Source organism: Clostridium sp. AM43-3BH (genome assembly GCF_003479985.1).
GTDB lineage: Bacteria > Bacillota > Clostridia > Lachnospirales > Lachnospiraceae > Otoolea > Otoolea fessa.
Map to the genome: position 1 here is coordinate 78,428 of NZ_QUIH01000002.1, position 24,854 is coordinate 103,281.

17 protein-coding genes and 1 CRISPR repeat array are annotated in these 24,854 nt (G+C 46.7%); of the genes, 1 reads left to right on the forward strand and 16 read right to left on the reverse strand.

What is annotated here, in order from left to right:
* Position 1 precedes the first annotated feature (1 nt).
* Entirely contained in the window at positions 2-877 is an 876-nt protein-coding gene (locus DW931_RS03775; protein ID WP_118467234.1) for a MerR family transcriptional regulator, read from the forward strand.
* A gap of 10 nt (positions 878-887) precedes the next feature.
* On the opposite strand, the gene DW931_RS03780 is transcribed toward DW931_RS03775, so the two are convergent.
* The 16 genes from DW931_RS03780 to DW931_RS03855 all read right to left on the reverse strand — a co-directional run bounded on the left by DW931_RS03780 (position 888) and on the right by DW931_RS03855 (position 24,846).
* Positions 888-2,597: an acyl-CoA dehydratase activase gene (locus DW931_RS03780; RefSeq protein WP_118467232.1), complete on the reverse strand. Its 1,710-nt coding sequence runs from the start codon at positions 2,595-2,597 to the stop codon at positions 888-890.
* Positions 2,594-3,889 (reverse strand): 2-hydroxyacyl-CoA dehydratase family protein, encoded by a 1,296-nt coding sequence (locus DW931_RS03785; protein ID WP_227589603.1) that lies wholly within the window; start codon positions 3,887-3,889, stop codon positions 2,594-2,596. Before DW931_RS03785 ends, DW931_RS03780 begins: the two co-directional genes overlap by 4 nt.
* A 339-nt stretch (positions 3,890-4,228) precedes the next feature.
* A CRISPR array of direct repeats spans positions 4,229-7,124; the repeat unit is 28 nt; unit sequence GGATCACCCCCGCTTGCGCGGGGAATAC.
* A 44-nt stretch (positions 7,125-7,168) separates the two neighbouring features.
* Positions 7,169-8,035, reverse strand: a complete 867-nt coding sequence (gene cas2e / locus DW931_RS03790; RefSeq protein ID WP_118467228.1) for a type I-E CRISPR-associated endoribonuclease Cas2e — start codon at positions 8,033-8,035, stop codon at positions 7,169-7,171.
* On the reverse strand, positions 8,035-8,982 hold the full coding sequence (cas1e, locus tag DW931_RS03795; RefSeq protein WP_118482150.1) for a type I-E CRISPR-associated endonuclease Cas1e: 948 nt from the start codon (positions 8,980-8,982) through the stop codon (positions 8,035-8,037). Before cas1e ends, cas2e begins: the two co-directional genes overlap by 1 nt.
* Positions 8,979-9,638 carry a type I-E CRISPR-associated protein Cas6/Cse3/CasE gene (cas6e, locus tag DW931_RS03800; protein WP_118467224.1) on the reverse strand — a complete coding sequence of 220 codons (660 nt, stop codon included), beginning with the start codon at positions 9,636-9,638 and terminating at the stop codon, positions 8,979-8,981. The genes cas1e and cas6e overlap by 4 nt, the downstream gene beginning before the upstream one ends.
* Positions 9,635-10,291 (reverse strand): type I-E CRISPR-associated protein Cas5/CasD, encoded by a 657-nt coding sequence (cas5e, locus tag DW931_RS03805; RefSeq protein WP_118467222.1) that lies wholly within the window; start codon positions 10,289-10,291, stop codon positions 9,635-9,637. The genes cas6e and cas5e overlap by 4 nt, the downstream gene beginning before the upstream one ends.
* The gene (gene cas7e / locus DW931_RS03810) at positions 10,291-11,376 is read right to left on the reverse strand and encodes a type I-E CRISPR-associated protein Cas7/Cse4/CasC (protein ID WP_118467220.1); all 1,086 of its coding nucleotides are present in this window, start codon (positions 11,374-11,376) and stop codon (positions 10,291-10,293) included. The genes cas5e and cas7e overlap by 1 nt, the downstream gene beginning before the upstream one ends.
* A complete protein-coding gene (gene casB / locus DW931_RS03815; RefSeq protein ID WP_118467218.1) occupies positions 11,369-11,968 on the reverse strand; it encodes a type I-E CRISPR-associated protein Cse2/CasB in 600 nt (199 codons plus the stop codon). Before casB ends, cas7e begins: the two co-directional genes overlap by 8 nt.
* Before the next feature lie 14 nt (positions 11,969-11,982).
* Complete coding sequence (gene casA, locus DW931_RS03820; RefSeq protein ID WP_118467216.1) at positions 11,983-13,596, reverse strand: type I-E CRISPR-associated protein Cse1/CasA; 1,614 nt, start codon at positions 13,594-13,596, stop codon at positions 11,983-11,985.
* Positions 13,589-16,258 carry a CRISPR-associated helicase Cas3' gene (gene cas3, locus DW931_RS03825; protein ID WP_182426608.1) on the reverse strand — a complete coding sequence of 890 codons (2,670 nt, stop codon included), beginning with the start codon at positions 16,256-16,258 and terminating at the stop codon, positions 13,589-13,591. Before cas3 ends, casA begins: the two co-directional genes overlap by 8 nt.
* 455 nt (positions 16,259-16,713) lie before the next feature.
* A complete protein-coding gene (locus tag DW931_RS03830) occupies positions 16,714-16,923 on the reverse strand; it encodes a hypothetical protein (protein ID WP_118467212.1) in 210 nt (69 codons plus the stop codon).
* Positions 16,924-17,078: 155 nt separating this feature from the next.
* The gene (locus DW931_RS03835; RefSeq protein ID WP_118467210.1) at positions 17,079-18,911 is read right to left on the reverse strand and encodes an ATP-dependent helicase; all 1,833 of its coding nucleotides are present in this window, start codon (positions 18,909-18,911) and stop codon (positions 17,079-17,081) included.
* Between the two features lie 281 nt (positions 18,912-19,192).
* Positions 19,193-20,650 (reverse strand): glutamate--tRNA ligase, encoded by a 1,458-nt coding sequence (gene gltX, locus DW931_RS03840; RefSeq protein ID WP_118467759.1) that lies wholly within the window; start codon positions 20,648-20,650, stop codon positions 19,193-19,195.
* Positions 20,651-20,812: 162 nt separating this feature from the next.
* A complete protein-coding gene (mgtE, locus tag DW931_RS03845; RefSeq protein ID WP_337496886.1) occupies positions 20,813-22,195 on the reverse strand; it encodes a magnesium transporter in 1,383 nt (460 codons plus the stop codon).
* Positions 22,196-22,539: 344 nt separating this feature from the next.
* Complete coding sequence (locus DW931_RS03850) at positions 22,540-23,649, reverse strand: hypothetical protein (protein ID WP_118467206.1); 1,110 nt, start codon at positions 23,647-23,649, stop codon at positions 22,540-22,542.
* A gap of 3 nt (positions 23,650-23,652) precedes the next feature.
* On the reverse strand, positions 23,653-24,846 hold the full coding sequence (locus DW931_RS03855; RefSeq protein ID WP_118467204.1) for an ABC transporter permease: 1,194 nt from the start codon (positions 24,844-24,846) through the stop codon (positions 23,653-23,655).
* Positions 24,847-24,854: the final 8 nt, after the last annotated feature.

A 24,854-nucleotide genomic window follows, 5' to 3' on the forward strand; every position in this document is an offset into this window, starting at 1 on the left:
TATGCAAAAACTCAAAAATGCGTGCATACGAACCGGCGATTTTGCAAAATTATGCAACACAAACAAGCGCACACTGATTCATTATGATGAAATCGGGCTCTTTAAACCCGCCTATATTGATGAAAAAGGCTATCGGTATTATAGTGAAAGCCAATTTGATGTGTTTTTTACCATCACCTGTTTAAAAGAACTTGGGATGCCTTTAAAAGAAATCGGTGCTTTTTTAGACCGGCGCAATCCGGAGTCATTAAAAGCACTTCTTTTGAAACAACGTGAAAAGATTAAGAAGGAGGAAGAACACCTCCGCAAAATTAAAGAAGTGGTTGAAACAAAATTATCCCTGGTATCACTCCAGGAATCACTGAATCAGAAACAGGCAGAATACACAGAAGATGAATTATTCTTCCATACAGAAAATAAAAATGGTCGTATTTTTCTCGAGACGACACCGGAAGAATATCTGATTCTCAGCGATCCGATTCATACAGATGACCATCAGAAAATCATCCAGGCTCTTTGCCGCCACATCGGTTACTGCAATGCCCACGCTCTAAATGCCGGTCATCCCTATGGTGCCATGCTTGATGTGGCAGATTTACGAAAAAATCATCTGGATACCTATGCTTATTTTTTCACAAAAGTTATAACAAAACCGAAAAATTACCCCTATCACTTAAAACCGACCGGAACCTATGCAGTTGCTTACTTAATGGGAAATTACTATGACTCGAAAGATACCTACGAAAAACTCTTTGATTGGATCGATGAACACAAGTTTAAAACCGGCAAATACTCTTATAAAGAGGCTGTGATCGACGAATTAGCCACAGCCTCTCCCAGTGAATATCTGACGAAAATATCGATACAAGTGTTTTAACCCTGCCGCTTCATCGCGTTTCCTCCGCACTGCCTTTACATTTCTCATAAGCAAATAGCGCCGCTCCCAGCGCACCGCAGAGCTGCGCCTCATCACAGATATAAAGTTTAGCACCAAGCTTCTCTTCCAATGCCTGGATGATACCCTGGTTCTTCGCCACACCGCCGGTCATCATATATTCGCCTGGATGATCCTTTCCAAGGCGGGCTGCCAACGCGCCGACTTTTGAGGCAACTGACACATTTAAACCGTGGATAATATCTGCCACATCCTTATTCTGTGCCACCAGCGACACGACCTCCGACTCTGCAAACACCGTACACATGCTGGAAATCACGATATCATGCTTCCATTCCAGTCCTTTCACACTCATTTCCTCCAGGGAAAGTCCCAGCGTTTTCGCCATCATTTCCAGAAAACGTCCCGTTCCGGCGGCACATTTGTCATTCATCAGGAAATTTTTCACGGCTCCCTGCCCGTCGATGCTGATCGCCTTGATATCCTGCCCGCCAATGTCGATGATAGTGCGGACATTCGGATTCAGATAATTTGCGCCCTTGGCATGGCAGGTAATCTCCGTGATGCTGTCATCCCCGCTGTCAATATAGGATCGTCCATATCCGGTCGTATCGATCCGCACGATCTCCTCTTTCTTAATTCCCGCTTTCTCAATCGCCAGATCCAGACTCTTCTCGGCGCTCATCATCGCACCGCCGCCGGTCGGAATAATCATCGTCGATTTAATTTTTCCATCCCGATCCAGTATGACCACATCCGTACTTGTCGAACCGCTGTCGATTCCCGCTACATAAAAAATGCCCGACTCCATCTTCTTTCTTGCCTCCTCACTGATACCTTTTCCCGGATCCATATCCTCTGATCCCTCGATCGTCTCCTCAAATGCCTGAATGCGCGTCAAAAGCTGCCCCGCGCTCTGGCTCGTAAAATCAGTCTCAATCTTAAGGAGCGGAACCTTGATATCCCGCTTGATACTCGCATACTCAAATCCATAATAATCACAGAACTTGATCGTGTGATAAATAATTCCCTTTAAATTCGGATCCAGATACAGACGGTTTCTGCGGATCGAACGGTTCATGCGGAAACACGGCATCTGTCCCAGCAGGACGTCCGCATAAGAAAGAAACAGCTCCTCTTCCTCCATATTCCACATTTCATCCTGTACGACCGACAGTTTCCGACCACCCGTACAGGTCAGATTTTCCACATCCATCTGGATATTGTCCCGGATCATATCCTCCAGAATACCGCTGACCCGCACGCCCAGCACACCAATGTACGGCTCCGTGTTCATTTCCGGCGTAATAAAGGACTTGATAAAAGCGCGTTTATCAAACACTTTCCCGGAATATGCCTCATATGCCTTTTTAAGCCTCCGGATCGTGCCCGCAAATTTCACTTTTTCACATTCATTATCATCATGCGGCAGATCCAGCATATATAAAAACTTACATTTTCCCGTGCTCTCCACGATATCGTAAACGCGCCGCATCGAATCGCAGCAGTTTACCAGCACCAGCTGTTCAACCTTTCCTTCCAGCACTGCCTGAATGACCGATTTTCCAAAGCCGCACAGATTTGCATGTGCAATCTGATCCGACTGTTCGAAATTTTCCGGCATTTCCTCCAAAACAGAACATTCTTCTCCAAACCCCCGGAACAGCTCAATCGGGGTGTACTTACAGACGTAATAAATCATGCGTGTTTCTCCTCCTTGCCCTTTTCCAGCATTTCCACAAACGCCTGAAGCCGCGTCGATACCTGACCGTCGCTTGTATTGGCAGGGTTGCAGCCGTCACCATCGAGAATCATCGTCGGAAGTCCTGTCTTTTCTAAGGACTGCTTAATCAGGCTGGATGCACCAATCGTTCCCTTACAGCCCCAGTGGGCAAATAAAACAGCACCATCCACTTCCGTGATTCTGGCAAGCCGTTCCGCTTCCTCAACTCTCTGTTTCACACTGCCATTGTAAATGCAATAGACCATTTTCTCTGCCATCGCCTCATACGGGTCTTCCGCATGCATCTCCTGAAAACCATCTGCGATGAAATCACAAGCGCGGATGTGCATTTTCTTACTATAATTAAAAATATCCTTAACCGGCTCCTGTAAAAATGGCATGATGTGCATCCAGATTACCGAAAGACCATCTCCCCTCGGTGACATCCGCACATCGCGCAGAAGTTTTTCCGTATAGGTAACCGCCGTCTCTGAGCCAGCCATCAGATGGCACATAAAAAGCGCATACAATTCATTCGTCAGAGAGGTCACCGGGTCATGCGCACACCGCAGGGCAAGCTGTTTTTTATAATTCGCTGCCGCTTTCCGGCTGTTATCTACCGCACTCCGCACTGTTTCCTCCGAAATCCGTCTGCCCGTCGTCTCCTCCAGAAACCGTTTCAATTTCCGCAGCTGATCCGCCACATACAGAACCGATTCCCGGTTTTTCTCATACGGAACATCAATATAAAAGCCTGGACATTCAAATTTATCCTTTAAATAAGGAAACGTCATCATATTCCCATCACACGCAAGGTTCGTATAAATCATGCAGTTCGGTTTTGGCAGAATCCCCGTCAGCGCCGCCCCCAGAAACACCCTGTGGTACGAACACATCGTCTCCGGAAATCCTTCTTCCTCCGTTTTCCGAAGAAACGTCTGCTCACACTTCGTTCCCGCCATAAAACAGGACATCGCCTCCACTGAGTACGGCGTCAGCCCTGCCGCCATCACCAGCTCTCCCGGCACAAATATGCTGACCATCGCCGCATTCTCCGGTTCCGACAGCGACTGAATGATATTTTTCATAACCACCCGCGCCACATACTGTCCCGACGACGGCAGCCCCCGATCCGGCAAAAACTGAAGCTTCTTTTCCTGCAGGCGGTATCCCGCAAGAAGCAGCCGACGCGCTTTTTCCGGATCCTTAAGCGCCTGGCTGCTCACCCTATTTCCAAATTTTCCAATTACATCCATTGTTGTTTCTTCCATTCTTTTAAATTCATTTTTCTGTCATATCGCCCTGATGCAGATGGATATGGTTCCGCGCCTTTGCAGGCAAACGGACATTCTTTATTATAGTCAGTTGGATGGGAATTGTAAATATATCGGATATGAAATGCGAAACAGAGAGGGAGAAGAACTTTACGCCTGTGACAAAATCATCTATATTCCAAAAAACTGAGCAAACAACCACCTATCATTTCCCACAAATTCTGGTGACCTTCAAGATGCGGCAGTGAAGTTTTCTATACGAAAAAAACAACCTTATGGCTTCATATGTTGAAATCATAAGGTTGTTCTTATCTTCCCAAACTTTAGATTTTAGGAAAAACACCCCCGCTTACGCGGGGAATACATCTGATCCATCGTCAACCATTCCGGTTTTTCGGGATCACCCCCGCTTGCGCGGGGAATACGGCAGACTTCCGGTTCCGCTGATTGTACCGGTAGGATCACCCCCGCTTGCGCGGGGAATACGGATACAGGAGGATGCAATGGTAAAAGCAACAAGGATCACCCCCGCTTGCGCGGGGAATACTTCCAGCTGTACTTTTCCATCTCGGCCAGATGAGGATCACCCCCGCTTGCGCGGGGAATACTCCAGCGCCCTCTTTGCTGCCTCTTCCTCCAGAGGATCACCCCCGCTTGCGCGGGGAATACCAACCCGTTTCCAACCAACATCCTCCGCGACCGGGATCACCCCCGCTTGCGCGGGGAATACATGCGCTACGGATTATAACTCGCGATGATGTGAGGATCACCCCCGCTTGCGCGGGGAATACTCCCACTAGGTCAAACTGCTCCGGATACCTTGAGGATCACCCCCGCTTGCGCGGGGAATACAAGCCATTGAATCAGGACAGGTTAAAGATAAGGGGATCACCCCCGCTTGCGCGGGGAATACTGTTATCCAATAAGTAATTCAGCTGAATTATTAGGATCACCCCCGCTTGCGCGGGGAATACGTGGTTACTATGTAATTCTTTTCTCCGATGAAAGGATCACCCCCGCTTGCGCGGGGAATACCCTTAAGTCCGATGATTTCGGGGCGCTTCTCAAGGATCACCCCCGCTTGCGCGGGGAATACATCATGAATCTATTGACATTTTAAATGCAATAGGGATCACCCCCGCTTGCGCGGGGAATACCCGTCAAATTTGAGGGGGCAAAAGTGCCGGAGGGGATCACCCCCGCTTGCGCGGGGAATACCCGTCAGTAATGTTAAGCTGGTTCGGTGTGACGGGATCACCCCCGCTTGCGCGGGGAATACCCTCCCTTCTACTTGCCAGCTTTACCCCAACAGGGATCACCCCCGCTTGCGCGGGGAATACACGTTTGCGGTGTGAAACACAACAAGCGCCCTAGGATCACCCCCGCTTGCGCGGGGAATACTTCTCTTCTCCTCTTGGGATAAGCATCTGCCGGGGATCACCCCCGCTTGCGCGGGGAATACTTCTCTTCTCCTCTTGGGATAAGCATCTGCCGGGGATCACCCCCGCTTGCGCGGGGAATACTTCTCTTCTCCTCTTGGGATAAGCATCTGCCGGGGATCACCCCCGCTTGCGCGGGGAATACAGGTTGGTGGCGGCGGAGAAAGCGGTTACTCAGGGATCACCCCCGCTTGCGCGGGGAATACTCTTAAATTTAAGATTACGCCGAAGCATCCGTAGGATCACCCCCGCTTGCGCGGGGAATACCATTTCCAAGGACTTTCCGCAATGCCTCATACAGGATCACCCCCGCTTGCGCGGGGAATACTGTTATCTTCGCAGGTGGCGGCAAGGAAGACAGGGATCACCCCCGCTTGCGCGGGGAATACCAAATGTCCCGTAACGTTGTTTGAGGATGTTCGGGATCACCCCCGCTTGCGCGGGGAATACCCTCAATTTGCTCGCATTTGCTGATACTGATAGGGATCACCCCCGCTTGCGCGGGGAATACCAACTTTATATGTATCATATCATGTAGATATGGGGATCACCCCCGCTTGCGCGGGGAATACATTACCATCCAGTAATTTTCATCAGATAATAAAAGGATCACCCCCGCTTGCGCGGGGAATACCAGGTCGTCGGGGTCTTATACGACAGGGACGCTGGATCACCCCCGCTTGCGCGGGGAATACGCTGTACCGAAGAATACAATCCGCTCATACCTAGGATCACCCCCGCTTGCGCGGGGAATACGAAACATTTGTTAAAAAATCCATTGCGGACGAAGGATCACCCCCGCTTGCGCGGGGAATACTTTTCATTAAACGCCACGCCCGACATGATTTTAGGATCACCCCCGCTTGCGCGGGGAATACTCTCCAGCATTAATAGTATAGTCTCCGGATACGGGATCACCCCCGCTTGCGCGGGGAATACCAAAATTGCTGATGGGAACGTTGCTGCTACCGAGGATCACCCCCGCTTGCGCGGGGAATACTGTTTATCCAACCATCCGGTTCGTACAATTCAAGGATCACCCCCGCTTGCGCGGGGAATACGTATGATTTTAAACGCCCGACACAATCGGCTAGGGATCACCCCCGCTTGCGCGGGGAATACCATAAAAAAGCGTCATTGTCCCACTGCACCTGGGGATCACCCCCGCTTGCGCGGGGAATACCAACAGCGTGTCTGGAATAGCATGACGCGTTCGGGATCACCCCCGCTTGCGCGGGGAATACTATACAACATTATCGCGGCAAGTTACAGGCATAGGATCACCCCCGCTTGCGCGGGGAATACGCTGGTTTACATGGATTCTAACGATTTCCAACGGGATCACCCCCGCTTGCGCGGGGAATACATTGCTCCCATAGCGCTGCCTTGGTAAACGCTGGGATCACCCCCGCTTGCGCGGGGAATACTTATTAGATATTGGAAATAAATCTGAACAACAAGGATCACCCCCGCTTGCGCGGGGAATACTAAATTTGTACCAGTGACCCAGATTGTTTTACGGGATCACCCCCGCTTGCGCGGGGAATACAATGACTGGAACACTGACAAGGCAACAGAGCAGGGATCACCCCCGCTTGCGCGGGGAATACCATTATATCTGTCAGACGAGGACAAAGAGATGGGGATCACCCCCGCTTGCGCGGGGAATACAACTATGGAGGCAACCCTCCAACTTGGAATCAGGGATCACCCCCGCTTGCGCGGGGAATACCAAGCAATGATAAGGAGATTCATGCAGAGTTCAGGATCACCCCCGCTTGCGCGGGGAATACACTAAAAAAATCCCTTATTTACAACCTTTTCCCGATCTCCATCTCTAAATTTCATTTAGTTTCTCAAACACCTGAAATGTTGTGATGCAATCACTTAATGCCCTATGTTCCTCCTCAACTTTTATCTGGAAATAGTCTGCTAGTGCATGCAGCTTATAATCATCAATATCATCGATTCGTCTTCTCGCAAGATCTAATGTATCTTTTGCCGGATTTTTTAGATTCATACGATTGGTCTTTCGACAAGCTTCCTTTAAAAAGCTGCGATCAAATGCGATGTTATGACCCACTATTGTACTTTGTCCAATAAATTCACAAAACTTCTCTATCGCTGAAGAAAGAACCATCCCCTTTTCCTCAAGAATCTCCTCTGTAATCCCCGTAAGTTCAGTAATTACTTTTGGAACACCTTTTTCTGCTTTCACTAGAATCTCCAATTGGTCTGCTATTTTGTGGTTAATGATTCTGATCGCCGCCAACTCAATAATCTCATCTGATGAACTATTTAATCCTGTTGTTTCTAAATCTATCACCACATAACCTTCTTGTCGTTCTTTATATGTTTGAGATTGCTTTTTCTTAATCAACATCTGTTGAACTTCTGCCCGACTTGCACGCGCTTTTGTTTCGCGCCGTGCCTGTTCTGGTCGCATAACTAATTGTAATCCATCAAAATCCACAGGTTTCCAGGATGAGTTGTGAACACAGAATTCCATTCCCTGTTCATTATTAGTACTATATACCATTGTTGCCCGTCCCTGAGACAGGTGCTCACAGATTCGCGTCCAAAGCATTTCCCGAATTCTTGCGCTCACCTTTCCAACGTATACTCCTGTATTGATCTCCATAAGCCACTTCGTAAGATCTCCGCGCAATTTAGGTGGGCAATCAGTCAGCGTTACAACTACCATTATTCACCTTCTTCAAGATCGTCTCCATACGAATGCCCATTCTCAACTTCCCCGACTTTGTTATCCCACAAATATACTGCATCTGAATCCTCTGCTTCTCCTTCTTTGGCAAACAAAGATTTGATATCATGCACCATTTGTTTCAGAATATTCATTTTTACCATTTTATCTCTGGTTTTTCTCCGCATTACAGACGGAATTTCTTCCTTGGAAATCGTTGCAGCCACCTCAAACGCTAACGGAATCGTGATATCTGCCTTATATAAATCTGCAATATCATATACAAATGAGTTTTCATGTCCAACATGTACAAATCCCAATCCCGGAGAGCACCCTAACGCAGCAATTACCGCATGTGCCAAGCCATAAAGACATGCATGGCCGGCAGATAATGCCTGGTTAACAGAATCTCCACTTGTAAAATCATCTGGATCGTATTCACGCCCATTCCAAGGTACATTCCACTCTTTTGATACTCTTTTATATACTGCACGAATTCGTGCTCCCTCCCGTCCTCTCAATTGCTGAAGCGTAAGGCGTGAAACATCTTCATTAGGAAATCGCATGGAATACATCTGTCTCACAATATTTAAATGCATTCTCGTATTGCTGACTGATTCCGCTTGTCTCTGCAAAAGAGCTGCCCGGTGGGTGAGCGGACAACCCGATGCATAATAACGCACACCATGTTCTCCCACCCATATCACTGTTACCCCGGCATCTCCAATTAATTCCATCGCCCGATGTGTAATCTTAGTTCCAGGTCCCAGCATAATCACACTGATTGCTGCTGCCGGTACAAAAACGGTTCCTCTATCATCTGCGACTGTAATTGCACTATCCTGTCGATTTAGGACACATCTTTCCAGATAAAGGAACGTCAGACGATCTGCAACCTGCGGCAGCATCTGGATTTCCGGCCGTATCATTCCAGGAATATTTGTCATACTGTTCCCTTCTCCATATGTACCAATGTCATAAGACCTACTCCATATGCCTTTTCACGTCCAATACCGTCTATCAGCATTTTTCGTACTTTCTCTTCATCCACTATTTTTAAAATACCTTCATATGTTACAGACAGCATACTAACCTGATTCTTTCCAGAAGCCTTATTAAAATGGTACCATTTAGATTCCCTAATCTCAAAAGAATCTTCACTCACTGCAAAACCATGCAGTTTACCCTGTTTTATAAGCCATTTTCGCTGATTATCTGCTGTAGTATGTGCACAAATTCTGCCTCTTTGATCCTTTCCTGCAGCTTTCTGGTATGTTGGATTTGCCGTCAAACGAAAATGCCACCATGAATTAGCTTTGATTTTCTCCAGAAAAGGATCATACTCTTTTGTCACCCATTCTTCACCTTCTGGCGCAAATTGGCTTACTGCTTCGGAGAGATCCGGTTTTTCCCGGCTTAGAATAAGCAAATAATACTTACTATTAAGCCGATCGATTCTCCATAGCTTTCTATGACGAACTGCTTCTGTCATATCAAACGAAGCCTCAACGGCTCCATGGAACAGGTTTGGCGAGCTCAATGCCCGCAATGTTTTCCTTTTAGTCACATCCAATGTCATTCTGCTTAAATACAAACCAATCACCCCAATTCTGCCATTGGATCATGGCATTGAAGCGGTTCTCGTACCGCCCGATATTTCTCCGTCACTTTTCGAAACGCATGTTTTCTCTTCTCTGGATTATAGGATATCGGAAGATCTTTAACAATATTTCCGTCTTCTCCTTCTTTTGCATCCAGTATTATGCGTACTGTTTCAACTGATTCATTCCGAAATGCTTCTTCAAGCAAAGCGTCTTCCAATTCTCGTTTTCTAATACCAAGGCATAATCTTCCAGTAGGCGGACACGATCTCCGCCCCAGATATAATGGAAACACCGGATTCAATAATGCATATTCAATTCTTTTTAAAAGTTCTTCATCCGCACTTTCAAAGCCTACCAGAAATTCTGCATCCGCAAGATAATAGCGATTTGTGACATATGAATCTCCTTTTTTTGAGCGTGCTATGTGAAAATCACGCATGAAATGCCCCTCTTTATCTACACGCACGCCAAATCGCAGTGTTGCTAATTGACTCACCATCTCATCATCATCTCTTTTGATTCCAAAGGCGGCGCAGATAAGCCCGATCACCCCGCTTTTGCTAGGTTCCCGTCCTGTCCGGCGAATATCAAACTTCGAATCAATTCCCCATGATTGAAGTGGTGCTGCCAACCGAAGCAGCAATGTACTCATTATTTCGTCACCTCTTCCAGATCAATAAAAACCTGTTTTTCCAGTTCATCTAATAATTTTGTTAGATTCATTGTTGCCGCAAGCGGCTCCAACTCTCTTCCCACTGCAAATGTCACTTCCGGCTCATTTACATAATCTTCATAAGATTCTTTTGCATAATCAACCAACGCCTTTATTGACTGCTCCACATATCCACCCTTTGTGGTAATTGGTTTTTCAAAAGCACAGGCCATATTAACCGGCTGATCTCTGCGAACCGTCACATAAACAGCATCCGGGCGTGTTCTGTTTGCAAATGTATTTTGTTTTCCTGTCGGCATACTGGTGATAAATGCCTCTGCAAAATTTCTAACTGCTTTCGGAGTATCTTCTCCCAGATAGTTTGCAAGTTCTGCCGCATTCACAGTCGCATAACGATATAAGGTAGATGAGCTATACTCCACTGTACCAAGATGTCCTGCCCCAGAATTATCTTCCGATGTACAATCATCAACAGCTGTAAAGTAATCATACTCATTATGTACAGCATGTGTTGATATGGCATGGGCCACTTGTGCCGTTGCGTCGTAATTCAAGGAAGGTTCATCTGCCACCATGCGGCCAAACAAAGCAAGATCAACTGACGGGTAGTTTTTTAATGCCTCCTGCAATTCTTTTTTATCCTCTTTTTCAAATTTCCCATCTGGATGAGCCATTGCCTTTTCTGCCAATTTTTCAATTTGTTTTGCACTAATAAAAAACAGAGCTCCTGTTTCTGCTTTTCCATTTTTCTCTGTTAATTTAATTCCTGCTGCTTCTAATACCTTTTTTGCCAATTTTTCAGCACTCTGAATCTCCGAATCCAACTCAGATATTTTCTTTGCAAGCAGGTCTACAATTTTCTTTGTTCGAATTCCTTTTTCTTCTTCTGTATACATATCAGCAAACATAAGGCGCATTGCACGTTTCCAGGACTGACTTGAAACCCTCGCTCTGGTTACACCACCATAAATCGCTGTCTTGGGGCTGCCTGTATCATCACGATTTACGCAGCTCGGCGGAAGTGTTTGAATCACATGAAGATCAATATACAAATTTTTACTCATTTTCTTTTTCCTCCTCTTCCTGTTTTACTACTCGATAAAAATCCTGTCCCCAGCGAAGCTTAACCTTCTGGGCACCATTCTCCGTTTGAAATTGATATAGGTCATATGCTAGCTGAATATAATCCATCGGCACTCCCTTTGCCCGCAGAAGCTGCACTAATCCTCGAAGATAATACGCACATTCTTCCATATCTGCCGATGTTGCAAAAACGGTAAATCGTTTTCGAATTCGTGTCAGTTCTGATTCATCCTGCAAAGCCGCCAATTTTCTAACTGCCTTTCCTAATGGTTGCTGTTCGCTATGCATGTTTTTTTTGTGAATATCACTTCCCTGCTGATGCAGAGCATACATACATAACGAAAGAGATACCGCCCACTCAGCCCAACTAGGTTCTCCATTTCTGCTCATCAATTCTTCCGGAAATCTGTTAAATAAAAGTTCCCACATTTCTGGAACCTCTCCGGGCTTTTTCCCGATTCCATGACGAAGCTGTGCCAATTCTCCTTTGACGCGTGCATCATTTGGCTCATTCTCCCATTGTTTCAGACGCATGGCCATATACTTTCTGACCATCTGTCCCTGGTTTCCCATACAATCCCTCCTTGCTACTGCTCAAAGCATTTTTTCAATGACACCTTAAATATATTAAAAGCACTTGAAGATGAATAATAAACTTTTCTTTCAACTCCATCCTTTTTTTCTTGTATTTCCCGCCCAACAAAAGCCTTATCTCCTGCTTGTTCAACATAGTTCATCCCAAGCTTTTCCGCTATCCGATATGCCTGAACTCTCCAGTCGTTTCGAATGTTCTCATAATATTCAGAATCACTCTCACCTATCGGATCCAACTCCTTTAACCATTTGCGGAATGGTATATCTATCTGGTAAAAGTACTCTTCTTTTCCATATTGAGTTTTTTCACCTGAACAATCTCCTGCAGCCTTCTTTAAGTCTTCTGTTAAATGATTAACTATATTTGCTGCTTTTTCACATTTTTCAATCTCTTCTCGTATGATTCTTACCAATATTTTTCCATTTGCAGTTAATAATTCTGTATGAAATTCCAGGTAATCGCCAAGAACATCTTTTACAAAAAAGTCTTTGTCCCCATATTGTACCGAGGCTGTCTTAAAGCAAATGATATTCTTTTTATCAATCATTTTCTTATCTTTCAGCCAAGCGACCCACCTAAGCACACCCGGTGTTCTGTTTTCCTGATCTGACATAACAAGGTTTGAAAAGTCGCGCCACATCTGTTTTTCTGGCAAATGCCTTCTTGGCTGATAATACGGAACGGCATTTCCTTTCGGTTCATATTTTTTCCATACAGTCATTTGTTCCATATATGCTGCTTCTTTTGGAAAAAAATCACCTCCCAACACATAATAACCACTGACCCCTTGCACCTCTTTTTTTAGAAGAATTCTTCTGGATTGTACTGTCAGTAGCTCTGCCTGATTTGATGGGACCACAATTTCGGTTCTCTCCGCACTCTTAACTGTTTCTGCTTCCCACACAGGTTTTGGACTGTCCCAACATTCTTTATCTGAAATATTGACCACTACAAGGTTCAACATCAAGGTTTCAAATAAATTGCTTCCATCTGCATAAATTAATCCCAGTTTTCCAAGCCATCCGGTTCCGGGTGATGGAAGACCCTTTTGCTTTGGCTTTGCAGATGTATCATCATATCCATTCAGATACAACAGCCATCTAGCTGCTTCTGAATCACTTAAAAATTTCTTTTCTTTTCCTGCACGATTTGAAAATAAGCGCAGTTTATTACTGCTCTCTGAGATTTCACCATTTAGCTTTGCTGCTTTACATTCTGTTCCAATAGCAGCCTTCGGTACCTGATAAAAGGGTCTGTTACTATCGTATAGATAAAAGCGTTCCTTCCACTTTGCTAAATATTCCCGAATCGGTTTCTCCGGAAGTTTTCCTTCATTCCAAATTTCTTCCCACCGTTCATATGCATCCTCTGTTTCTACAAGTTCGTCTTCATTTCCATCTGCATCATATCGATAAACAACTGTTTGCAATACTGCCAGAAGTAATCTTAATACTGCAACATCCTGCGTTGGCAACTCTCCAGATAATCCTCGATACTGGTGTGCATGGATCAGTGCATCTATCAATGATAGTTCCTTTACTTCTCCATTTTCCTGCATAACACAAACCCATGGTTCTTCTAAAAGATTGAATTTTTTATCATCCACGTTTCTCAACCTCCCATTCTAGACCCTTCTTTTCATCGTAAAACAGCTGGATTTCATCTAAACTCACGTGATTTGTCGTATCTAAAAATAATATTAACTCACCTTCCAGCATGGGACTGTTTTTCCACTCTTCTGTATGCCGTTCCATATCTATCCGTAATTGTTCTATCACACGTCCCACGCACCATGATTGCGCAAATCTTTGAGGAAGGCGGAGTTTTTGCTCTGATATTTCTCTGGCTTCCTCTATCGATAAAGTTTCCTTGAGATTGTATTTTTTCCCCTTTGATTTCCCAGCAATTATAGATGCAAAACCAGATTCTGCTTCTTTTACAACTATCACTTCTATTGATGGATTTCCATCCCTCACTGCTGCCTGTGCTTTTATATCGTCTAAGCCAACCGACTTATCCAGAAGCCCTACTAAAGTCCCTCCACATTTTCCTATCTCTGGTTTCTCCAGACAATATGGTTTCGCATTCTGTTTCCTAAGCATGCACTTCTTCTTATAATCTTCATATGCATTCTGAAAGCGTTGATTATCATCTGTTTCGCAATAAGTCTTCTGTACCAATGAGCAGATATCCGATGGAATCATAATCTTTTCCGGAAGAAGTGCTGATGTCTGCAGCAGCAGATATTCTCCATAAACCTCTGTCGCTCCCTTTTCCAGATTGTCTAACTCTGAATTCAATACTATGCATCTGGCACTTTCAAACATTTCTGGTCTTTTCCTCTCATGACGATGAAGACGACCAATTCTTTGCAATAAAAGATCCATTGGGCATAAATCTGTTATCAGTACATCAAAATCAAGATCCAATGATTGCTCCAACACCTGACTTCCAACTACAATCACCTCTCTTCTCTGCTCATTCGCCGAATGTTTTCCAACACAGTTCAAAATTTCTTTCTCATGTTCAAGTCGATCCGGAAGTATAAACTGCGAATGATCAATCAATACTTTTGCTTCCGGAAATTTATCCTGTATGAATTTTGCAATTTTCTGCACTCTTGAAACAGTATTTAATATAATTCCCATACACCCGCCATGTTTCAATACATTGCGGACTTCTTCTTCCAGTTGTTCTTCATTCTCTCTAACAATCTGAACAACCCTGTCTTTTTTATCATAAGGAATTGGTATTAATTGTACTCGTTCGTGATCTGACCATGAAATCAACGGGTATGAAGTTGTTTCCTTAATCAAGACATTTTTACATTTTTTCTTTCCGGCATATGCCTGCATCAAAGCCAATCGTTTATCCCCAGGGAGCGTAGCTGACAAAAGAATTACCGGAATATGATAAATCCCCAGCCACTGCAAAATACGTTCCAAATATGTATTCATATAAGGATCAAATGAATGGCACTCATCAATCACTGCAACTTTTCCTGCAAGCCCCAGATGACGAAGCATCACATGTTTCTGCATCAATGCTGCCATCAGAAGCTGATCGATTGTGCCAACCACAATATCGGATAACATTCTTGTTTTCTTTCCTCTAAAAAAGCTATGAACTATCAAAGCATCCTGATCATCGTCTTCTATGCAGACATCCCCATATTCCAGTTTTCTAAAATCTTCATTTAATTCCGCATTGGAATGATAAAGCTGGATCGAAACCTGATTAACATCTGACTGACCTGTTAGCCAGGAACTGATTCTTGTAAACATGGCATTTGTTGTTGCCTGTGATGGGAGAAAAAAGGCAATTCCTTTTAAATCGAAACGATTCATAAGAATCTCAGCTGCTGCCAGAGCCGCCTCCGTTTTTCCTTCTCCCATTGGTGCCTCCAGAATGATCAATCCTGGTTTTTTCATTCTGGCTGCAACACCATACATTTCCTTCTGTACTCGATTTGCAGTAAAATGGAACCTCTCTTCAAAAAAATCCTCCTGTTTCCACGCAGAACCCATCAAACATCCATCCGATAGGTTAAGATGTCTCATTGCATTCCTTGACCGATTATTATCATATGGTTCTGGATCATCTGTTACAGATAACAACGGAAAATAATAGCTGTTGCTTGCAATCCAGTCTGCCATAATCAAAAGTCCACAAAAAAGCATCTGAGCTGCTTCCGAAATACCTGGAATTTCTTCCTTTTCCGAATATCCCGCCTCTTCTAATGCCCATTTCAAGAGTTCCTCTTGCATTTTCCGCCATATAGATTTTTTATCTCCGTATTTTTTTCGCTCTAATGTTAATTCATCGATTGCGTCATCATCCATATTATTGGGTTCGGGAGATCCATGGTGTGCACCTACAATTGCTGCCACTGATTCCGGATATCCCATTGCTCGAAGAAGAACAGCCCCTGCATGTGCATGTTTAATATCCATCTGTGTTTTATTCAAGTTTGTTTCAATTCCGGCCGATTCTTGAAAACACCTGATGTCTGGAAGCTGTTCCAATATTCTTGTCTGGAATGCCGGAATACCTTTCCCTATATCATGCAGCAATGCGAGCAGTTTTGCTAATCGTATTCCCTCTTTTCTCGAGATCTCCATCTCATCATACACAGACCCCGGCAGCCATCTGCTCGCCAGGTATTCTATAACTCCAGCTGTGTCTTTTAAGTGGTCTAACAGCGGAAGCCACAAATTATCATTCTCTTTGCTGGCTTTTGCTGCAAGCAAGCGAATTTCAGGAATCATATATTCCCTCCTCACCAACATACATTTTTAAATTAACCATTCTTATTATATATTAGCACTCTGACCATCATTTATAAATCATTATTTATATTTTGCAAACTACTATTTGTTTTTCCTTTTTGCATAAATATGCTCACTTCTCTGTTCTTCACGTTCCTATCCGTTTTGCCATCTACAGATTATCAATCTTCACAGTGAGATAGTTTTTTGCAAAATCATCTGAACTTCCATAAATCAATCATATCATACTTTCCCATATATAGTAACCGCCAATCCGACAGATGTCGTATATATAGCCCACATAAAATCATCCATACAGTGATACTCTTTTCCAAAAAAGAAAAGCGGCTGCCCCCCGCTCAACCGCTTTAAATAATTCTTTTACCTATTATCTTCCTGCTTCTTCATCCCAGCTGCCGTTGACTTTTTCCATCTTTCTTCTGCATAGTAATTTTTTACAATACCAATTTTGCTATCAGCCAAACTCCGGCAATTCCCAAAAGCACCACCGAAAATGCCGCCGACAGTCCAAACACCAGTGTTCCAACTGCCAGTGAAATGATAAATCCAGCCAGACTCAGAACAGCTCCAAGGAGTCTTCCGCAGACACTTAAAAGCAGACCGACCACCTTAAAAACGACTACTAAAAATATAATTGCAAACAAAATCGGCGTACAACCGCCTCCTACCTATTTTCTTTTTCACCTTACGTTATGCTTCACGATAAACATATGCCAGAGTGCATCTCTGACTGACGATAGTATAGCTATTTTTCTGCCATTTGTAAATCTTATTATTCTCCCGTTTTCCGAATTTTTCTCTATGACTCCCGCCCCAGATACTCCCACACAAACCGCGATACTTCCGCCTTTTTATGGTACCTCTCCCGCACCGCATATACATGCAGCCGGGTCTTTGCACGCGTCATTGCCACATAGAACAGACGTCGTTCTTCCTCCATATCCTCGTCCAGCATCGCGCGGCTGTGCGGTGTGATGCCTTCATTGGCATCGAGAATATAGACAATGGGAAATTCCAGCCCCTTGGCACTGTGCATCGTCGCGAGCGTGATCGCGTCCGTCTCCGTCCGCCGCTGCACCGCCTGCCGGAGCAGTTCCTCCTTGTACGCGTCGATGTGTGCAAACCACTCGTCAAAGGTCTTGAAACCCGCCGCACTTTCTTTTAACTCATCGGCAGTCTCTAAAAGTTCCTCCGGCCGCATCCGCCGGAATGCCGCATACTCGATCAGATATTCGTCGTATCCCATGCCCTGGCGGATATAATTGACGGCTGCCAGAGGTGACATCCGGGCGATGGCCCGCAGATCGCCTTCCAGATTCTCGATCCGCTCGGCAATCCAGTCTTTCTCCGCATAGAATGCCTTCATCTTCTCGAACGAAACCGTCTCATCCGGCATCGCATCCCGGCTGATATAACGCTTCGGACGGTTGATGACCTGCAAAATATCTTCCCGCGCCCGGCTTCCCATGGCGATCCGGATATAGGTCAGGATATTTCGCGAAATCCAGTGTTCATAGAGGTTCGGCACCGTGTCCCGTGTCCGGAACGGCAGATTGTATTCCATCAGCTTTTCCATCAGAAAACGAGGACCAGCATTGGTCCGGTATAAAACTGCGATATCCCCCGGCCGCACTCCCGACTGCAGATACAGCTGTATCTCCCTGGCAATGGCCAGATTTTCTTCCCCCGGATCCTGCCAGAGCTTCGTGATCACGTTCTTCCCATGACGTCCCGTTGTATGGATGGCCTTTGAAAAACGTTTCTGGTTTTCTCCGATCAGCCGCAATGCCGGTGCCACGATCTCCTCGGTACTGCGGTAATTCACATCCAGAAGAATCCGTCCAGCCCCCGGATAATCCCGCTCAAACCCCAGCATAATCTCCGGTTTGGCCCCACGAAACCGGTAAATCGACTGATCATCATCGCCCACGATAAAAAGATTATCTTCCGGCTTGGCTAACATCCGCACGATCTCATATTGAAGCCGATTGATGTCCTGAAACTCATCAATCAGGATGTACCGATACCTTCTCTGCCAGGCAGACAGGATATCTTTTCTTTCCGTAAAAAGTTCCAGACACAGCACCATCATGTCATCGAAATCGATGAGTCCGGCTCGGCGCATTTTCTCTTCATAGCCTGCATAGAGCTGACGGAAAACTGCATCCGGACAGTTTTTGGAATAGTAATGTTCCAGTGCAATCCTCTCTCCCTTGACAGAGCTTATCTCACTTAAAATGGAGGCTGCAAACTCATTTTCATCCTCCGGCTCCAGACCTCCGGCCTGAGCCAGCTCCCGGACAAACTGCATCTGCTGCTCTTCCCGGACAATATTGTCAGCGGTATATCGGTATGCCAGCTTTAAGATCCTAAAAAAGATCGAATGAAAAGTACCGAAGGTGACTCTGGATCCGCCGCCGGTCAATGCTTCATACCGCTCCCGCATCTCCTCGGCTGCTGCCCGGGTAAAGGTGATTACCAGAATATCCCCCGGATCGATTCCGTACTCCTTCGTCAGATACTGGACCCGATGGGTGATCACCGTTGTTTTCCCTGATCCCGGTCCCGCCAGAACCATCATGGGACCATCTTTATGCATGATTGCCTGTGTCTGTGCTTTACTGAATGCCATTTCCTGTTTCCTTACTCCACAATTCAAGAATATCTCGGCATATTTGCTTCGAAATTCGCATTTTGACGTGCAAGACATCCTTCTGCCGCGCATCTGAAGCAAATCTGTCAAGTACAAATGTAAGAAAAGTGCGCCTTGGAATGTATTTCTCACAAAGCGCACCTTTTCACTGCTTTTCATGCATCTACGATACATGAAAAAGCAGTTATTTATTTACTACCTACTGATTTAATCTGCGAAGCCAAACTTGCTTCAAGTCGAACATCGACGGTTACGACAGCCTACTGCTGTGCCTCCAGAAGTTCAATCCCCTTCTTGATACGGCTGATCGACTCTTCCTTGCCAAGCACTTCCATGATCTCGGTCGCGCCTGCCGGCGTCATCTGCTTGCCGGATACAGCGGTACGGATCGGCCACATTACAAAGCCGGTCTTAACGCCCTCTTTGGATACATACTCGGACAGCGCCGCGTACAGGGCGTCGTTGGAGTAATCTTCCTGTGCTTCCAGAATCGGCAGAACATCTTTTAATACCTTTAAGGATGTCTCCAGATTGGTCTTCATCTTCTTGTGAACATACATCTGCGGATCATACTCCGGCAGTGTCTCAAAGAAATCGATGTGTCCCTCGATATCCGGGAAAATCTCGATTCTCGTCTTCACCATCGCCGCGATCTTCTTCAGATCCAGATCCTTGGTGATTACTTTTTTGATGTACGGCTCTGCCATTTCATAGAACTTATCAAAATCCATCGCCTTGATGTACTCGCCGTTCATCCATTTCAGTTTTACCATATCGAAAACAGCCGGAGATTTGCTGATATTCTTGTAGTTGAACTCTTTTACCAGCTCGTCTAAGGAGAAAATCTCCTGATTATTTTCCGGTGACCAGCCAAGCAGGGCAACGAAGTTGACAACTGCCTCGGAAACGAAGCCCTGATCGATCAGATCCTGATAGGAAGAATGACCGCTTCGCTTGCTCAGCTTCTTGTGCTCCTCGTTCGTGATGGTCGGGCAGTGCACATAAACCGGAACCTTCCATCCGAATGCGTCGTACAGACGGTTGTACTTCGGTGAAGAAGACAGGTACTCGTTACCGCGGACTACATGGGTGATCTGCTGTAAATGATCGTCCACCACATTTGCGAAGTTGTAGGTCGGGAATCCATCCGATTTGATTAAAACCATATCGTCCAGCTCGGAGTTATCTACGGAAATATCCCCGTAAATCTCATCGTGGAAGGTAGTCTTTCCCTCGGTCGGATTGTTCTGACGGATGACAAACGGCTTTCCTGCCTTTAAGTTTGCCTCTACCTCTTCCTTGGAAAGGTGCAGGCAGTGCTTATCATAGGTCATGATCTCTTCGCCGTTTACTTCTCTCTTTAAGCTGTTTAAGCGTTCCTGATCGCAGAAACAGTAATAAGCTTCGCCTTTATCAATCAGCTTCTTCGCATATTCCATGTAGATGCCCTGTTTCTGACGGTCGCTCTGTACATACGGGCCAACCGGACCTCCGATGTCCGGACCTTCGTCATGCTTCAGTCCGGTATCGCGCATCGTATTGTAAATGATCTCGGTCGCGCCTTCAACGAAACGCTCCTGATCGGTATCCTCGATTCGCAGGATAAAATCGCCGCCCTCATGTTTTGCAATCAGGTATGCGTATAATGCAGTTCTTAAGTTTCCTACATGCATTTTGCCTGTCGGGCTCGGTGCGTATCTGGTTCTGATCTTTGTCATACTTTTCACACGGCTGTCTGGAAGCTTATGTTCCAAACAGTTTTTCCTTTCCTAGAAATAATTAAAATATTGGAATTATAAAATAAAGTAACTGTTCCGTAAGTCTGCGCATTTACTGCGCTGACCATACGAAAACATGGGCCAGCAGGCAGGTAATTTATATCACGCCTTCATATTCAGCAGATGGCACGCCAGCTGGAAATAAATCATCAGGCTGCACGCATCCACGATCGTCGTGATCATCGGCGACGCCATGATCGCCGGGTCGAGGTGGATCGTCTTCGCCGCAATCGGAAGCACACATCCGATCGTCTTCGCGATGATAACCGTGCAGAACAGGCTGATAACTACCGTCAGGCAGATGAGTACCTGCCCCGGATACTGGATCATCAGGCGCACGAAATTGACAAGCGCCAGAGAAAGTCCACAGAGCATTCCCACGCGGATTTCTTTCCACATAACTTTCAGAATATCCGCCGGTTCTACCTCGCCGACCGCCATACCACGGATTATCATCGTGCTCGCCTGGCTGCCGGAGTTTCCGCCCGTATCCATCAGCATCGGAATAAACGTAACCAAAAGCGGAATTACCGAAAAGGCATTCTCATATTTTAACAAAATACCGCCGGTCACCATACTGCTCAACATCAGGATCATCAGCCACGGAATACGGTTTCTCGCGAGCTGGAACACGCCCGTCTTCAGGTACGGCTTCTCACTCGGCAGCATCGCCGCCATCTTCTCGAAGTCCTCCGTCGCCTCCTGCTCCATGACATCCATGACATCATCGACCGTGATGATGCCGACCAGACGGTCTTCACCGTCCACAACCGGTAAACTCAAGAGGTTGTACTCATTGAACGTCTCCACAACCTTTTCCTGGTCTTCCGTCGTATACGCCTTGATCACATGCGGATCCATGATATCGCCCATGAGCGCCGCATAATCATTCATCAGAAGATCCTTGACCGTCACAACGCCCTCTAAGCGGCGTTTTTCATCCATGACGTAGCAGGTGTAAATCGTCTCCTTGTCCACGCCATATTTCCGGATATAATCAAATGCCTGCTCCACCGTCATATTTTTCTTGAGTCCCACGTACTCCGCCGTCATAACGCTTCCGGCACTGTTTTCCGGGTAATTGAGGAACTGGTTGATCAGTTTTCTCGTATCCGGGCTGGAGTTCTGAAGTACGCGCCGCACGATCGTCGCCGGCAGCTCCTCCAGCATATCGACCGCATCATCGACATACAGGTCGTCAATGATGGCACGCAGCTCATTATCCGTAATACTGGTAATGATGTGCTGCTGCTGTTCGACTTCCAGACAGGCAAATACCTCCGATGCCAGCTCTTTCGGCAGCATACGGAATACAACGACCGTCTTTTCTGAATCCAATTCTTCGATAAATGAGGCAATATCCACCTCATTCATCTCGACCAGCTGGCTTTTCAGCTCCCGATACTTCTTCCCGGACAGCAGAGCCAGCAGCTCTTCTTTCTTCTCTTCTTCTAACATTCCCGTCTCCTTCCAAAATATTGTCATTTTGGAAATCGGACAGGCTGCTCCTTTCCTGCTCCTGCACACAGGCAGAATGCCGGAAACTTATCCACAGATGCGGCAGTGTACACAAGGAATCCGCTGTTTGCAGCTGTCATTCCTGCAAATGCATGTGTACGCTGCCTTCGGTTCTGGGTAGCTGCCGTCTGATTCCGCCTTATGACTCCGGCTTTCCATTGTGTTCACTCCTCTCCTGATTTTCTCGCATGAAAACATCCGGCAGATTGATGCTCGATACCGGATGTCTCTTTTTATTATAATAATTGAATGAAAAAATAGCAATCTTTTTATCGAAGTTATCCAAAAAAACGTTGTAAAAAAGTAATTGTTCACGGGTAGACACTTTGGGAACCAAAAATGCCGCTCAGATACCACCACGGCGGCAGCAGCTTTCGCACACCCGCGGCTCCCGGCAAAAAGAGCGAAGCGTCAAAAAAGATCGGACAGAGCAGGAGGCTCGCAAGGATAAACACCGGAATCAGCGCCGCCAGAAATCCCGGCTTCCGGCAGACTGCCAGGCATCCAAAGGCATACATGGTCACGAAGAAGAGATAAAAAAGCAGCTTTCCCGCCTCTAAAAGCGGCTCTGCCCCATTTCCCGACGCCAGAAGCGCCGCATAGGCCGAAATGGATGCTAAAAAGACAAATGCCGCGATCTCCGCCGTCTGCAGCAGCCACCGCTCCCGGCTCCGGACCGCCGCATAAAGCCCGCGCTCTGCATCCTCGCCCGCCATGACAGCTGCCGCCAGCCCCATGATAAAAAGGAAAACCGCCGTCAGCCCGCGCACCGGAAAGACCACCTTCATCGCCCCTGTCTGCAGTGCCGTTCCTCCCTGTAAGGTCTGATAATCAAAGGTAAAGGTGCTTCCGTTGCTGCGGTATTTTTCATAGAGTTTCATCAGCACGCCGCACGCCTTTTCCCGCGCCTCCGTCGTCTGGCAGCGCGCCATCACCGTCTGGAATGCCGCTCCATTTTTCCCATAATCTGCCAGCAGTTCCCGCCCGTACACCTCGAACAGTTCAGAAAATATCTTTTCTGATATAATTTTCTCTGCCACCGTGGACGGCGACACCAGCACGCGGACCGCACGGGTATAATGCCCCTCGTCCAGCCGTTCTTTTAATCTCTCTGGAAACAGGTAGGCGCACTCCGCCCGTCCGGTCATAACCGCCTTCTTTGCCTCTTCCTCCGTCCCGCACGGATAAAAGAAAAATGAACGGCTCTCTTCCGATTCCAGTCTTTCTGCAAGCGCCTGATTCCATGCATCCGTTCCCGGACAGAGCGCCACCGCGATCCGCCCGGAATCCCGTTTTTCCACCTGATGGAGCACGCCCATTCCCAATGGAAAAATCAGAAGAAATAGGAGGAACACCGGGCGGTAAAGAGCCCGCCGCAGCGTCATTCCAAACATACAGAACCACCACGCCAGCTTCCGCATCCGTCAATCCCTCCTTTTTCCGGCGGCAAGCGCCATTGCAAAGCATGCCAATGCAGCCGCTGCCAGTTTCCACAGCACCGAAACCGCCCCTGTCTCCTCGCCCGAAGCAATAAAGCGGATTCCATCCATCCAGAGCGCCGTCACCGTCATATTTCCGACTTTCTGAACCAGTTCCGGCAGAAAGACGGACGGGATGATGCCGCCCGCCAGAAAGAGAAATACCACACTGACCGCAAACAACGTCAAAATCGCCGCTGCCGAACTTCTGCACACCTCATAAAACAGCAGAATCCACGCCGAAACTGCCGCGCAGGTCAGCCCCCACGCCGCCAGTTCTTCCCGCCCCGCCAGCGCATATCCCTTCTGCACCGCCCAGCCATAGCCGCCCGCTGTGACTGCCATCAGAAGAAGCGTCATGCACAAGCATTTGCAGAAAAGCGGATACCACCGCCGGATCCCGATGCGCCGAAGCCCCTGTTCCAGCGCCTCCGTCTGGGGAGCCAGAAACGGTGCTGCCGGGATTCCGGTAAGAATCATCAGAAATACAATCCCCGAAATTCCATAAAAGACCGCCGTCGATACATTCCCTGCAGCGCTGACCGTTTTCTTCCGGAAAAGTGCCTCGCGGTTCATCGCATATTTTAAAAAGATACGGTTCAAATCCTGTTCAGACACCGAAATCTGTTCCGGCACTCCCTGGATATTTAAACATTCATTTGCCGCGTAGATCGCCGCCTGCGAAGTGCCAAGCATCGAACTGCCCGACTCTGCCAGTTCCCGGAAAACAGCGCCTTCCAGCCCGCTCTCATCCGGAAACCAGATCGTGGCTGGCTGGTTCGTACCGTCCAAAATGCCGCGCGCCATGCCGGACGGCACCTCGAAAACCGCTTGAAGCTCCCCGCTTTTCATCTTTTGAAACGCTTCATCGTGTTCCAGATACGAAAAGTCGCAGAGACTTTCCACGCTGTCCAGCGAGGCAATCATTTTGGTTATCTTTTCCGAAAGCGCATCGTCCTCCGGAAGCACCACGCCCACCTCGATTTTCTTTAAAGATGTTTCCCCATATAAAACCTTAGACGCCGAAAATGCCGCCATGCCGACGAGCAGCACCATCACCGCCAGCCCTGCCAGAAAATACGGCAGCTGGCGGAGCAGGCGCTTTCCGGTCAGCAGCAGATATATCATATATGTTCGCATTTTCCGCC

Excerpts from the sequence above, each read along its gene's own strand:
- DW931_RS03775 (WP_118467234.1), top strand. The coding sequence starts at position 2 with ATGCAAAAACTCAAAAATGCGTGCATACGAACCGGCGATTTTGCAAAA.
- DW931_RS03780 (WP_118467232.1), bottom strand. The coding sequence starts at position 2,597 with ATGATTTATTACGTCTGTAAGTACACCCCGATTGAGCTGTTCCGGGGG.
- DW931_RS03785 (WP_227589603.1), bottom strand. The coding sequence starts at position 3,889 with ATGGAAGAAACAACAATGGATGTAATTGGAAAATTTGGAAATAGGGTG.
- cas2e (WP_118467228.1), bottom strand. The coding sequence starts at position 8,035 with ATGGTAGTTGTAACGCTGACTGATTGCCCACCTAAATTGCGCGGAGAT.
- cas1e (WP_118482150.1), bottom strand. The coding sequence starts at position 8,982 with ATGACAAATATTCCTGGAATGATACGGCCGGAAATCCAGATGCTGCCG.
- cas5e (WP_118467222.1), bottom strand. The coding sequence starts at position 10,291 with ATGAGTACATTGCTGCTTCGGTTGGCAGCACCACTTCAATCATGGGGA.
- cas7e (WP_118467220.1), bottom strand. The coding sequence starts at position 11,376 with ATGAGTAAAAATTTGTATATTGATCTTCATGTGATTCAAACACTTCCG.
- casB (WP_118467218.1), bottom strand. The coding sequence starts at position 11,968 with ATGGGAAACCAGGGACAGATGGTCAGAAAGTATATGGCCATGCGTCTG.
- cas3 (WP_182426608.1), bottom strand. The coding sequence starts at position 16,258 with ATGATTCCTGAAATTCGCTTGCTTGCAGCAAAAGCCAGCAAAGAGAAT.
- DW931_RS03835 (WP_118467210.1), bottom strand. The coding sequence starts at position 18,911 with ATGGCATTCAGTAAAGCACAGACACAGGCAATCATGCATAAAGATGGT.
- gltX (WP_118467759.1), bottom strand. The coding sequence starts at position 20,650 with ATGACAAAGATCAGAACCAGATACGCACCGAGCCCGACAGGCAAAATG.
- mgtE (WP_337496886.1), bottom strand. The coding sequence starts at position 22,195 with ATGACAATATTTTGGAAGGAGACGGGAATGTTAGAAGAAGAGAAGAAA.
- DW931_RS03850 (WP_118467206.1), bottom strand. The coding sequence starts at position 23,649 with ATGCGGAAGCTGGCGTGGTGGTTCTGTATGTTTGGAATGACGCTGCGG.
- DW931_RS03855 (WP_118467204.1), bottom strand. The coding sequence starts at position 24,846 with ATGCGAACATATATGATATATCTGCTGCTGACCGGAAAGCGCCTGCTC.